The sequence below is a fragment of the Bacillus sp. FSL W7-1354 genome (assembly GCF_038002405.1).
GTDB classification, from domain to species: Bacteria; Bacillota; Bacilli; order Bacillales; family Bacillaceae; genus Bacillus; species Bacillus paralicheniformis.
Genome location: NZ_JBBOCL010000001.1, coordinates 1,830,567 through 1,843,555 on the forward strand (window position 1 = coordinate 1,830,567; position 12,989 = coordinate 1,843,555).

Annotated in this window: 14 protein-coding genes and 1 pseudogene; 2 read left to right on the forward strand and 13 right to left on the reverse strand. The window is 40.5% G+C overall.

Annotated features, from left to right (window positions below):
• Nucleotides 1–13: 13 nt before the first annotated feature.
• From MKZ04_RS09315 to MKZ04_RS09325, 3 genes are all read right to left on the reverse strand, one after another.
• The gene (locus MKZ04_RS09315; RefSeq protein WP_020452300.1) at nucleotides 14–583 is read right to left on the reverse strand and encodes a flavin reductase family protein; all 570 of its coding nucleotides are present in this window, start codon (nucleotides 581–583) and stop codon (nucleotides 14–16) included.
• 240 nt (nucleotides 584–823) lie between these two features.
• Complete coding sequence (locus tag MKZ04_RS09320; protein WP_341045735.1) at nucleotides 824–1,669, reverse strand: MerR family transcriptional regulator; 846 nt, start codon at nucleotides 1,667–1,669, stop codon at nucleotides 824–826.
• Nucleotides 1,670–2,053: 384 nt separating this feature from the next.
• A complete protein-coding gene (locus MKZ04_RS09325; protein WP_026579237.1) occupies nucleotides 2,054–2,428 on the reverse strand; it encodes a UPF0715 family protein in 375 nt (124 codons plus the stop codon).
• A gap of 111 nt (nucleotides 2,429–2,539) precedes the next feature.
• Between MKZ04_RS09325 and MKZ04_RS09330 the strand changes: the two genes are divergently transcribed.
• Entirely contained in the window at nucleotides 2,540–2,929 is a 390-nt protein-coding gene (locus tag MKZ04_RS09330; RefSeq protein ID WP_026579236.1) for a hypothetical protein, read from the forward strand.
• A 25-nt stretch (nucleotides 2,930–2,954) separates the two neighbouring features.
• Nucleotides 2,955–3,128 (forward strand): annotated as a pseudogene (locus tag MKZ04_RS09335) (sigma factor-like helix-turn-helix DNA-binding protein); the annotation flags it as partial.
• A gap of 13 nt (nucleotides 3,129–3,141) precedes the next feature.
• On the opposite strand, the gene MKZ04_RS09340 reads toward MKZ04_RS09335, so the two are convergent.
• The 10 genes from MKZ04_RS09340 to MKZ04_RS09385 form a co-directional block, all read right to left on the reverse strand.
• Entirely contained in the window at nucleotides 3,142–4,611 is a 1,470-nt protein-coding gene (locus tag MKZ04_RS09340; RefSeq protein ID WP_234026542.1) for a TcaA 3rd/4th domain-containing protein, read from the reverse strand.
• Between the two features lie 470 nt (nucleotides 4,612–5,081).
• Entirely contained in the window at nucleotides 5,082–5,414 is a 333-nt protein-coding gene (locus MKZ04_RS09345) for a hypothetical protein (RefSeq protein WP_341045740.1), read from the reverse strand.
• A 343-nt stretch (nucleotides 5,415–5,757) separates the two neighbouring features.
• A complete protein-coding gene (locus MKZ04_RS09350) occupies nucleotides 5,758–7,188 on the reverse strand; it encodes an MBL fold metallo-hydrolase (protein ID WP_341045742.1) in 1,431 nt (476 codons plus the stop codon).
• Nucleotides 7,189–7,235: 47 nt separating this feature from the next.
• On the reverse strand, nucleotides 7,236–8,435 hold the full coding sequence (locus tag MKZ04_RS09355) for an NAD(P)/FAD-dependent oxidoreductase (protein WP_341045744.1): 1,200 nt from the start codon (nucleotides 8,433–8,435) through the stop codon (nucleotides 7,236–7,238).
• Between the two features lie 158 nt (nucleotides 8,436–8,593).
• Nucleotides 8,594–9,238 (reverse strand): response regulator, encoded by a 645-nt coding sequence (locus MKZ04_RS09360; RefSeq protein WP_023855293.1) that lies wholly within the window; start codon nucleotides 9,236–9,238, stop codon nucleotides 8,594–8,596.
• Nucleotides 9,235–10,293, reverse strand: coding sequence for a PAS domain-containing sensor histidine kinase (locus MKZ04_RS09365; RefSeq protein WP_023855294.1), 1,059 nt, complete (start codon nucleotides 10,291–10,293; stop codon nucleotides 9,235–9,237). The genes MKZ04_RS09360 and MKZ04_RS09365 overlap by 4 nt, the downstream gene beginning before the upstream one ends.
• A gap of 21 nt (nucleotides 10,294–10,314) precedes the next feature.
• Nucleotides 10,315–10,650 carry a thioredoxin family protein gene (locus MKZ04_RS09370; protein ID WP_023855295.1) on the reverse strand — a complete coding sequence of 112 codons (336 nt, stop codon included), beginning with the start codon at nucleotides 10,648–10,650 and terminating at the stop codon, nucleotides 10,315–10,317.
• A 36-nt stretch (nucleotides 10,651–10,686) separates the two neighbouring features.
• Complete coding sequence (locus tag MKZ04_RS09375) at nucleotides 10,687–11,469, reverse strand: sulfite exporter TauE/SafE family protein (protein WP_341045746.1); 783 nt, start codon at nucleotides 11,467–11,469, stop codon at nucleotides 10,687–10,689.
• A gap of 54 nt (nucleotides 11,470–11,523) precedes the next feature.
• Nucleotides 11,524–11,751, reverse strand: coding sequence for a sulfurtransferase TusA family protein (locus MKZ04_RS09380; protein ID WP_341045748.1), 228 nt, complete (start codon nucleotides 11,749–11,751; stop codon nucleotides 11,524–11,526).
• Nucleotides 11,752–11,782: 31 nt separating this feature from the next.
• A complete protein-coding gene (locus MKZ04_RS09385; protein WP_341045750.1) occupies nucleotides 11,783–12,913 on the reverse strand; it encodes an MBL fold metallo-hydrolase in 1,131 nt (376 codons plus the stop codon).
• Nucleotides 12,914–12,989 lie beyond the last annotated feature (76 nt).

Sequence of the window (12,989 nt, forward strand, 5' to 3'; positions counted from 1 at the left end):
AAACCTGAATGTTTCAATCAGTTTTGGGATAAAAAACGTGTTGACGCTCCTCTGCTTGACTATTTAATATTCGATAGCTGGACCCTCCAATATGAAGCGGAACATCCAATTTTTCTAAATTCGGCATACCATTTTTTAAGAAAAGCTCTTTATCTTGATATCTCTGTAAAACTTCCCCCGCAATCCACTCTTGATCGCCCAAAGTGGAAATACTGTGTACTTTACACTCATAAGCGAAATACGCATCAGTTAAAATCGGTATCTCAGCTTTTCGTCCTTCTTCGTATTGAATATGAAATGCTTCAAACTTATTTAAATCTCTGCCGCTATGGGTGCCTAATGCTTGAATGAGTTCCGAACATCTTCCCGGAAGAAAATTCACACCGAAAACGCCGCTTTTCTCAATCAATTTGTAAGTATATGTCTCTTTATTTATCGATATTCCATACATCCCGGGAGAAGATCCAATATACGTATGCCACCCGGAAGCCATGGCGTTTTTTTCACCTTCATATTGAGCCGTAACGACAGCTACCATTCCAGGGTAGGCGTACCAAATGGGTTCATCTATCGGTGCTCTCATCTTCATCGCTCCTTTTGTTTTAGATTCATTAAATTTGAGAGGCACACATCTAAATCGTCAGGTACTTCTTCAAATGAACCATTCGTTTAGAGTTTAATAAATGGGCTTCCAGCAGGCTTTGCGCCATGAGTAACCGAAGCGTCTTATTTTCTGCCATCTTATACATCCTTCCTTTCAAATATTCATCAGAACGATGCATAAATCATAAACCCTATAGCAACTATAGGGTCAAGGGGTTCGTTATTTTTTCCGCACTCTAAATTCTGTGAGGAAGTCTTCTTCTTTTAATGAGTTATAGCTTTTTGGAAAAGAAACTTGATATACTTTTCCATCCGTTTGAATGCCATGAGATTCAATAAAATCGTACAGTTTTTGATAGTATGAAAAATAATTTGTTGCCGTGCAATCAAATGAAATACATACATATTCGCCGGATGGGATTATATCTATATTCATGTTTTGTTCCCCTGTATCTATCTTTACTCCATCATAAATCGTCGTATAAACGCTGTTGCAATAAATATCACCGGAATCTTTATAGGGCTTTAAATCATAAATCAATCCATAATAGTTATCAACGATATCTCCTCTTTCTTCAAGAACTTCAGCCAATTTTCGGTAATACAAATCTGATTGGTCATGAGGATTCACTTGAGGTGTCACTGCTTTTAAAATGGTTTGGCCTCCTATATGTCGAACATAAACTAGACCTTCTTCTTTTTTAGTGCGTATCTCCAATTGTTCATTAAGCTGGTGCTTTCTTCTTTGAAGCAATTCCCTGGCACGTTCGAGTCTTTCCATCTCACGCTCAATCACGCTTTCTTGCTCCTCAAGAAAGGCTTGCATCCGTTCGGGGGTAGATGTATGTGAAATCATGCGCTTAATTTCTCCCAAAGGTGTTTTAATAGATTTGAGATATTTTATAATATCTAAATAAAAAAACTGTTTAACATGGTAATATCGATAGCCATTATCCCGGTCTGTGCATTGAGGCTTGAAAATTCCGATCTTATCATAATAGCGCAATGTTTGAATGGAAATGTTATTTAGACGGGCTGTTTCCCCGATTGAAAAATATTCCTTCATCAATCTCATCCTTTCTTCTTTGTTAGTTCTAAGACGACCTCAACTGAACGATCTTGTGAATAACCTGTTTAAGACAATCTTCTTTTTTCGTTCTTTGTTCAACATATCCACCAAGCAATGATCGTTCCTGTCTCATAACGATTGCTCGTTAAGCAGGCACAAAAGAGAACAGCCATATCCTAATAAGGATGTGGCTGTTTTCATCGTTGGTGCTGGCTGGTTTAGTTGTATCTTATTAAGTAAGTGATGTATCTAGATGAACGACTAAAAAAAGGTTTAATTTGAAAAAACATGTATAATTTCTTGAAATTATCATTTTTAGTGGTACAATTGACTCGCACAAATAAAAATAAAGGGGGGAAATTTGGCTTTATATTATGTGCTCTATTTCTTTTGTCTAAAAACAGAGTCCCAAAACCAATAAATTAAAGCCAAAAGAAAACTAAAAAGGTATAGTTTATACGAAACAAAAGCAGTCAGAGCGTAATTAGTCAATAAGGCTAAAATTCCACAAACGACAAGAGAGACTATAAAGTAAGTTAGCAAATACCATCCATGATACTTTTTGGGTTTGCGATTTAGAAAGATTTGTATTGGTGTAGCAAAGATTAAATAAGCAACAAACATAAACAAACTTATCGCTCTAAAAGACGAAAAACCAAACCCTTCTAAAAACATCAACGTGTAGACAATTGCCGCTGATACAACCGAAAAGGCAACTGTACATAAATAACGAATAATCCCACCAAAAATCCGCATTAGTTAAAACTCCTTTTCTTTTGTAAACAATTTTTCAAAGATCGGTGGAATTCCCGTCAGAAAGTTTTTTGTTCTACCCTTCTTGTAATTCTGTTTCTTTGTTTACGTTCAATGCCTAGAGGTTATGCGAAAGAGATACCTGATATTGAAACAAAAGTAAAAAATGGACATGTTACATTAAAGGTAAACGAAAACGGAGACGAATACAAGTTTTTCAAAAATGGAGTACCAGTTTATGAAGGTGATTTTAATGAATACAGTGATGATGTGTCAACAATTGGAGATAAATATAAAATAGGGATCTTTCAAAAGGAAGAGTTAAAGAAGGTGGTTACTCTAAACGTCACCAATGGCTTAGGAGAAAAAGCTTTAAATTCATCTGAAGAATCATATGCTGAAGATTTAATGGCTTATCAAATTCAAAACGGTCACTTAAATGTTATAGCTGATGCTGCGTTCAGCTTTCATGGGATGAACTTCCTACAAAGACGGAGTATATGAAGTTTATAAGGTTTGGACTTAATTTCAAAAAAGAAAAACACAAAAAGAAATTGCAAAGGAACTGGGGATCTCACGCAATTATGTTTCCAGGATTGAAAAACGCGATTTAATGTAGATGTTCCATGAGTTTTATCAAGAAGAAAAGGAAAGGGTTAAGAAAGAAAAACAAGCAGAAAAGAATTTAGCCCTTCAATCATGAAGGGCTAATTATCTTAAAAAGTTGTTTTGGCTACATCCTTGCTTGCCATATAATCATTATTCGATGACTCATAGTCATCTTTTTCACCTTCGATAATCCAGCTTTTTTTCTCTTCATCATATTGTAATGTTACGATTTCTTCATCGAAATTTTCTTCAAGCTCTGAATCCATAAATTCATAAACCTCTCTCGATTTCAGATGAAATTCCACAGGAATATGGATCAACTGTTTTCCCCCGCTGCCGTTTTCGTAAGTCACCTTAGAAAAGTCAATGCGAGTACCCAAAGCTTTTCCTTCATAGTAATTTTCTTTGTCATAATTCTTAATCACATCTATGTAGCTTTTCTTCAAATTGTCTGAAACATTTTTGAGCTTATTTGCATCTTTTTTCACTTTAGCTTCATTTCTATCCTTAGCAAAATCATTGATCTGCGATTTTAATTTTTCTCTCATATCATCGTTGACTATTGGATTAGGTGTAAGGTTATATTCTTCCGTAGTGTCTGATTGGACTGTGACTGCCTCGCTTTTTCCTTCTCCCCATGGAAATTCAGCTACTCCTTGGAGCTTAATTCCGTCTTTTACGGGGCCAAACTCCGTATTTTCGGAAATAGACTCTCCTGATTCTTTCCCATCAACAAGTACCTTTGTATTCGGAATGTCAGAGTTTACAGAAACCGTATCACCGCTAAAATTAAGGCTGGCGGTTTTCTCAAATTTTTCAGGATCAAAAAGCGTCACTTCCGTTTTATCATCAACCGTTGTATAATCATACTTTTTGCTGCCTTTAATGGTATATACCCCTGGTCCAAAAACACCTAGCTCCTTGGAATCCTTACCTTGCATATCAATTGTTTCACCGTTAAAAGTAACATTAGCTCCTTTAGCTGCATGTACTTCTAATTTATAACCACGGGCCTTTAAAACGTATTTTTCGCCCCCAAAAATCCCTTTCTCCTTTGTGATATAAAAAGGACCAATATTAGATATACTTTCCCCAGGATATTGCTGCGAAATTAAATTATTGGCTTTTCCATCTGACTCATAGTAACTGGCCTGTGCATTCAATAGCATGATTTGATCTTTATAATCAGACTCATCATCTTTTAAATACTTGATTATACTTTCGGCTTCCCTTTCTTCCCACTTCGTTCCATTGTCAACTTTAACAAGTTTCAATAATCCCTTAGCATCTTCTTGTTTAATTTTTTCTTCAAATTCTTTTGCGAGATCTGAAGGTTCAGGGGATCTCCCTAAAATAAATAAAATGATTGCAAGGATTGCCACAATTGGCACTCCAATAAATAAAAATTTCTTTTTCATAAAATCCTCCTTGTTTATGCTATTACATACTATTCTATCATCAAAAAAAGGTAATTTACCATTTTTCCCTCCAAAAAATCCTTTAATTCTATAAACATAAAGGCCCAGATTTTTAAGCTGGGCTACACAACATCCTATAAGCTCTTTTTTATTCCACACCTTCTACATTCACGTAAAAACACTCCGTTTTAAAATAAATTTATGATTATTAAAACAAGAACACAAGTCAACAAATATTAATAAAATAAAATAGATGAAAACAATTGTTATTCACCAATAAAAAATAACTCCTTTTTAGGGAGTTGTTTTACTCTCTCTCCTTTAGCTAATATCTTAAGCTTTTGTCTTATCATAACGATAAAGTACAGGTTGCAAAATAAATAAACAAAACACAATCCAAATAAATAGAGAGAACTACTTTAATAGTGAATCCCATCCACTCCAAAAAGACATAAAATAAAGTATTGGCAAAATAAAAATCAAACTAAAAAGTAATTTTGAAGCTGTTGTTTCCTTTAGCGGACTTTTACATTTGGGGCAAGTTGACTTTTTTGTTCTAATAAGTTTATATTTTTCTCTAAAAGTAAACGGTTTCCTGCATACCGGACATTTGCTCATTTTCCCGCTCCTTAACAGGGCTTACTTTGTAAAAACCAGCTTGAGCTTTGTTGTTTGCTTTGTTTTTTCTTATAATACCATGTGGACTTATGTTTATATTTATATTGTTTGTAACACATGCTTCCATCTTGGACAGGCTTCGAGGTTCTTTTCACCTTTATTAATTTATCAAGTGTCTCTCCTACAGCCAATGAAGTTAGGGTTAAAACTGTTTGTTTTACTCTGCTTGCAGGAACCCTGCTCCATATACTTGTCAAAGAAATTGCCGCTCCAACTAAAGTACCTGCCGGAACGTTATTGATAACAGTCCCCATGTATACTTGTTTGTATGCTGACAAGCCCATTTCAAATTCTTTCTTGAAAATCCAAATAATTACTTTAGATTTTATAAAAAGGGGTTATTTTACACAATACTTTTGTCAATGCCAATTTCCTAAAGTCAATAAAACGCTTTTTGTATACCAGAGGAATGTATCGACATCTTGGACGGAAAAAAGTCATCGTCGGCCGTTTCGGCCATGATCGGAAGGCAGAGAAAACGCGAAGAAGCGGGGCTGTGGAAAATGTTTCAGAGGTTTGATCGGACGGAGAAGGAAAAGCGGAAATAATATCAGTCAGAGGCCGGGAGTAAGACAATATCGGCCTCTTGACTCTTTATTCCATGACTTGAGCAGAAATTTTCTTTCATTAAAATCCGCTGCAAGGGGTTGAAATGGCAAGACCGTCTTTCTGCCATTGGACAATGCCGCCGCTCAAACTCAAAACTTGTTTGAAACCGCCGTTAGCTTGCAGGATGCTGGCCCCTATTGCAGATCGGGCTCCGGAATGGCATTGCACAAGGATTGGACAGTCTTTTCTAATGTCATCCAGACGTTCTTGAAGCGTTCCCAACATGATGTGTTGTGCATTCGGAATATGACCTTCCTGCCATTCAGTCAGATTGCGAACATCAAGCACGTGCACGAATCCGTCATCGACTAATTTTGCGATTTCAGGTGGTGTAATCTCCGCGTACGATTCAAGTGAAAAAGCACCGCTTGCCAGGATTTTGTCCTGATCTATAATCCCTGCCGCATTGTCTATGCCCACAGAGCGCAGCGCTTCCAGGAGTTCGTTCACTTCGGCCGGATTCGTTATGAAGTATACAGGACGATTGTAGTCGATGAGCCAGCCCGCCCAGTTCGTAAACGCCTTGTTGAATGGAATATTGATTGTGCCTTTGATATGCCCTTCAGCAAATTCTCGGGAAGGGCGGGTATCCACAATCTGCTCTTTTCCCTGCAAATCTTTCACTTGTTCAATCGACGTAATCTCTGGAACAGCAGAAAGATCTTTGAGCAATGCAGGACCTTCTTTATTTACTCGTTTCATCACAGCGAAATACTTTGGCGGTTCAGGTTGCCCGTCAAGCAAGGCTTTAACAAATTCTTCTTCATCGGTGTATGCCATTGCCCAGTTAAACATCTTTTCGTAGCCGACAGTCGTAGTTGGAATGGCTCCCAATGCCTTGCCGCAAGCGCTGCCTGCGCCATGAGCCGGCCAAACCTGCAAGTAATCCGGGAGTTGTTTAAACGTTCCGAGGGACTTGAACATCTCTCTTGCCCCCGATTCTGACGTTCCTTTGATTCCCGCCGCTTTTTCGAGCAAATCGGGTCTGCCGATGTCGCCCACAAAGACGAAATCTCCTGTAAAGATGCCGATAGGACGATCCGCATTTCCTCCGCCGTCCGTCAACAGGAAGGAAATGCTTTCCGGGGTATGGCCGGGAGTATGCATAACCTCAAACATCAGGTTTCCGATGGAAAAGCGATCGCCGTCTTTTACAAGTTGATGGTTCAATTCATCGACATATTGGTATTTCCAGTCTGCGTCTCCTTCATCGGAAAGATACAGCTTCGCTTGATGTGTAGCGCCGAGTTCGCGAGCGCCGGAAACAAAGTCGGCGTGAATATGGGTTTCTGCAGCCGCTGTGATGTTTAGCCCTTCATCTTCGGCTGCTTGCAAATATGGTTTCAGATTGCGGCCGGGATCAATGACAATTGCCTCCCCTGTTTTTTGGCAGCCAACCAGATAGGATGCATGGGCCAGTTTTTCATCGTAAAAATAGCGCAATAACATGTTGTATTCCTCCTCTTGAAACATTTGCGGGAATATATCCTTTCACATCACATCAGTCCTTTTAACATGCCATTCCAATACATGATGGGCAGCAATCTTCTTTTTAACAGGTACATGCTGAATCGTTCCTTGGACTGATCAAATGGAAACGTTTCTTGCGGCACCTTGTGATAGTCAAACTCGGCCAGCACGAGTTTGTTGTATCCTGTAACCAAGGGGCACGAGGTATATCCATCGTACTTTGCATCTAATGAAGATCCTTTGATCAAGGACAACAGATTTCGCACCACAACCGGAGCCTGTTTACGAACTGCAGCTCCTGTTTTGGACGTCGGCAGGTTGGCACAGTCACCAATTCCGAAAACATTGGCAAACTTTTTGTGCTGCAGAGTGTACGGATCAACATCGACCCAGCCGCCGGCATCCGCCAATGCGCTTTCTTTGATGAATAGAGGCGCTTTCATCGGCGGCGTCACATGAAGAAGATCATATGCTAATACTTCCTGCTCTCCCGTATCCAAGTTTTCGAACAAGGCTTCTTTTGAATCAGGCCGAATTTCGATTAGATTTCTCTTGTACATCGTTTGGATATCCTTGCGCCGGACGACTTTTTCGAGCGCATTTGCGTATTTGGTGACATCAAAAATGGTTGATTTCGCCGATGCAAAAATCATGTCCGATTGATTGCGAACATTTGACTTGCGAAAATAGTCGTCTGCTAAATACATAATTTTTTGCGGAGCTCCCCCGCATTTCACGGGAGAATCAGGATGAGTGAAAATGGCGGTTCCGCCTTTGAAATTGCGGATATTTTCCCAAGTGCTGTCTACCGTATGATATGAATAGTTGCTGCAAACCCCGTTTTTTCCAACCGCATCTTTCAAGCCTTTGACCCCGTCCCAATCGATTTGCAAACCGGCTGCTGCCACGAGATAATCATAGGAAACGATCGTTCCTTGTTTTGTAAGAAGTGTGTTCTGATTCGGGCGAAACTCTGTTACAGCATCGCCGATCAAGTCTACCCCGGCAGGCATCAGGGAAGCTAATTCGCGCTCGGACTCTTCCTTCTTCGCTGCGCCGCCTCCGACTAATGTCCACAAAGGCTGGTAGTAGTGCTTTGTTTGCGGGTCAATGATGGCAATTTGTCCTTTGAGTTTTTTAGAAGCCCGGACGAGACGGGCGGCGACAGAGATGCCAGCAGTCCCTGCTCCTACAATGACAATGGTATAACGAGCTTGTCTTGCCATAGTCAACCACCTTTTGTTTTAAAAAGTTGCTGTTTGTCTTAAAGATGTGTCTCTCGTTTTTTAAGTTACCATCCATCTTCCTTTTTTTGTATAGGGGAACTCCCCTACTTTTATTTGAGCCCCGTCTTCCCAAGCTGACAAGGTTAAGAGGTAGTATGTTAGAACGTCAGATCGAGATATTTGTTTTTGATCGCATATTGGATTAATTCGTGTTTCGAGTCCAGTTTTAATTTCTGCATCATATTTGTTTTATGATTTTCGACGGTTTTGACGCTGATTGAGAGTTTATCGGCAATCTCCTTATTGGCATAACCCAGAACGATGAATCTGAGAATCTCCTTTTCGCGAACAGTTAAAACAGAAGGCGGCTTTTGGGAATCTGAATTCAGCCATTGATCAATGATGTCTGGCGATACAGATGTCTTGTAAAAGAGATTGCCCCTGTACACTTCGACAATCGCCTGATAAAGCAACCGATAATGGCTGTTTTTCAAGACGTATCCATGAGCCCCTGCCTCTATCGCTTTTTGGACAAAAATTTCCTCATCATGCATTGTCAAAATCACGATTTTAACAGAAGGATTCAACTTTCGGATTTCACTGCTCGCTGTGAATCCGTCCAACCCGTTCGGCATCGACAAATCCATCAGCACGACATCCGGTTTCAACTGTCCGGTGCTAAGAACGGCTTCGTTGCCATTATTGCTTTCTCCCGCAATCTCAATTCCAGAAAAGCCTTCCAAAAGGACACGGATGCCCTTGCGAATCATCATATGGTCATCGACCAGCAATACCCTGATCACTCTCCCTTCCCCTCCTTGTCCTGTACTTTCACTTTAATCGTCGTGCCTCTCTGAAGTGCAGAGTGAATTCGAAGGCTTCCTTCCATCTGATCGACTCTTTCTTTCATATGTTTGAACCCCAGGCCTTCCTCTGTCAGCCCGCGTTCAAAACCAATGCCATCGTCCTGAATGATCAAAACGAGCTCGCCGTCTTCTTTGTGCAGTATGACTTCAATAAGTGTCGCCTGCGAATATTTCAGGGCATTATGCAGCGCCTCCTGAATAATTCGGTACAAATTGATTTCAAAAATCGGCAGCAAGCGATTGCTGACATTGCTTGAGGCAAACGTAATAGAAACATCCTGATGAGTCTTGTTTAAGCTGGACACAAGGTGCTCGACAGCAGGAATCAGCCCCAGCTGATCGAGACTGTGCGGCCGCAGCTGGAGAGCGTAGAGCTTGACGTCTTGGATCGCCTTTTCCAATTCATCGATGATTTCCTGCATGTACTCTCTAAATGTTTCTTCCTGCTCCATGCGCGATTGAATCGCTTGAATACCTACTGAAACCGAATAAAGCGATTGCCCTACGCCATCGTGCAGTTCCTGGGCCAGCCGCTTGTGTTCGTTTTCCTGAGTTTCTAGCGTTTTTTGCAGAACAAGCTTGGAGATCCGCGCTTCCTCTTCCTTTTTCTTTATCGTTAAATCTTTCAGAACCAAAAGAACTTCCATTTGATCGCCGTTTTCAGAAATGACAGCCGTACTCATCTCCATGTCGACGAATCGCCCTTCATAGGTGGGCATCGAAGAAAGAAAATAAGGAACTTCCCGCTTGGCCAGCAAATAACAACGCTCTTCTCCCACTTCCAATTTTCTCGTTTGGCAGTAGGAACAATACGGAACCTTGTCCCCTAATTTCCATCCCGTCATCTTCTCTGCGGACGGGTTCATCACCAGAATTCTGCGTTCCTGATCCATCATGATGATTCCATCCTGCAAGTGGTCGAAGATCTGCCTTAAATAGCCGCTTTCCATTGAGATTCCTTCTTCTTTATACCGAGTCGGGTTTTGACACATCATGGACCCTCCCTTAGCTATCTATTCCTCATACAACTGATAGACTCTTTTTAACTTTTGTTCAAGCTGCTCAAAATGAACAAAACGCGCTTCTCTTAGACATTCGGTTCCCTCAATAAACAAAAGAAGCACAGGAACTGTGAAAACTGAAAACCTTCCGGCAACCTCCTCCACTATGTCAGCATTTATATGTCCTAATTTGATCTTTGGAAAGCGGGCCAACAGTGCTCTAAGCTGAGGCAGAACAGCGTGACAGACTGTGCATTGAGGTCTTGATATATATATAAAACTTAATTTATGACCGGTTATAAACTTCTCAATTGCCACCATTGAAGTCAGCTCTGTAATCTCTTTCATCCAATCCCTCCTTCAAAACGGATCATACAGAAATCCTTAAATACGGAAGATATCAACCCAAATTTTCACTGTTGTAAGCAAAATAACGAATATCAAAATACCTTGAAGAACTTTGACATTCATTTTCTTGCCAATGAAAACACCGATCGGGGATGCAATTAGACTGGCAGCCATTACAATCAAAGCCGGCAAAATGGGCACCTGTCCGAATATAAGCTTTGTGGCTGTTGTTCCAACCGATGAAATAAATGTAACTGCGAGCGATGTTGCGATTGTGATTCGTGTAGGTATTTTTAAAACGACCAACATGAGCGGAACAAGCAGAAAAGCTCCGCCCGCACCGACTATACCCGAAGTCAAACCGACTGCAAAAGTCATGATTGAGGTTAATATCTTTGGAAAGCGAACGTGATCACTTTGATGAGCTTCTGTTCCTGTCTTTGGAATCAACATGATGATGGCAGCGATAATCGCCAATAATCCGTAAACCAGGTTTATGGCGTCTTCAGAGAAAAAATGTGACCCATAACCACCGATCAGACTGCCGATCAAAATACTTAATCCCATGATGGAGATCAGTTCTTTATTTAAGTAACCGCCTTTCCGGTAAGCCCATACACCGGAAAATGTTGCAACAAAAACCTGGGCTGCGACAATACCTGAAACCTGGTGAGCATTAAACCCTGTAAACCCTAATAACACAGGAATATATAATAATAGAGGGTAATTAATAATTGCCCCGCCGACACCAAGCATTCCGGACATAAAAGAACCGACAAATCCGATGAAAAATATGAGAAGAATAAAAGAGATGTCCACCGGCTTTCCCCCTTTCCTTCAATAAAAAGGGGAATAGTCCCCCCTTTTATCACCTTAACCTTTTTTAAGCCAAAACTTTAGTACACCATCTTCCTCAGTACTTTTAAGCAACTCATGGCCGCCTGACTTCGCCCATGCTGTCAGATCACTTTTTGCCCCTTTATCAGTGGCATGTACTTCTAACACTTCTCCGGATTGCAATTCATCCATCGCTTTTTTTGTTTTCACAATTGGCATCGGGCACGCGAATCCTTTAGCATCTATGACTTTATCTGATTTCATGTTTTATCTCTCCCTATCTTCAAATCTATATTCATCCATGAACCGCACAACGGTTTGGTCCAATTTCCATCTCACTTTGTCTGTCAGCATCCGGCATTATTCTGCCCATGTTGGTTTGCCGAATTTCCCGATAGGCATTTGGCTGTGGCGGCAGGTTTTCTGATACAGCACGTCTGAACTCATTTTCATCCAGATTTAAACCGGCATTCTTTTTATATACATCACTCAGCTTAGCTTGAACCTGCCCTTGACTGCCTAATTCACTGACTGTCGAAAAGTGAGCTGGAAGAACAATCAAGTCACCTGATATTTGTTTGTATTTTTCATGCAACGTGTTACGTAAATCCTCTGCCCAGTCCCCGGCTTTTCCAGCTAAGTCTGGCCGGCCGATTGATTCAACAAATAAAATATCTCCTGTAAACAAATAGTGATTATCAACAATTAAAGATGTGCTTCCAATCGTATGGCCCGGTGAGTAGATAGGCTCCACTTTCATGCTTGTGTTTCCTATCGAAACATCATGACCTTCAATTAACGGTTCATGCGAAAATTGCACTTCCTCTGCATCTTTTGGCGGCAGGTAGTATGCGGCTCCTGTACGCTCACGCAGTAAACGTCCGCCAGAAATATGATCCGCATGTAAATGTGTATCGACCACATGTTTAATTGTAACGTTTCTCTCTTTTGCAAAATCTATATATGCGTCTACAGTACGAGCAGGGTCCACTACCATTGCTTCTCCGTCAGTCTCAATAAAATAGGATAAACAGCCTTTCCCCATTCTTACGAATTGATAGATTGAGCCTCCTTCTTTCAAGTTTCCGATTTTGACCGGATTTAAAAATTCGCTCCACGCCTTCATGCCGCCTTCAAGCGCAAAAACTCTTTCAAAACCGGTATCTACTAAATGCTGCGCAACCATCTCTGAAGACCCTTGTTTGGCACAAACCACTAAAACATCTTGATCTTTAGGAACTTGGCCTGCAATCTTATCTACACCATCAATTAAATCAAAATACGGAACATTTAAATGTTCAACCCGGCTGCCCTCGATTTTCCAATCACTAAAGGCATCTTTATTTCGTACGTCTAAAATAAAAAACGATTCTTTTCTTAATAGCTTTTCGGTTACTTCTTTTGGTGAAATGATTGTAAAGTCCACTTCTAAACCTCCTTAGATTGTTAGCATCTCATTGCCATCATGTTGCAATGGTCGCAACTTTTGCAGCCGTTCAATT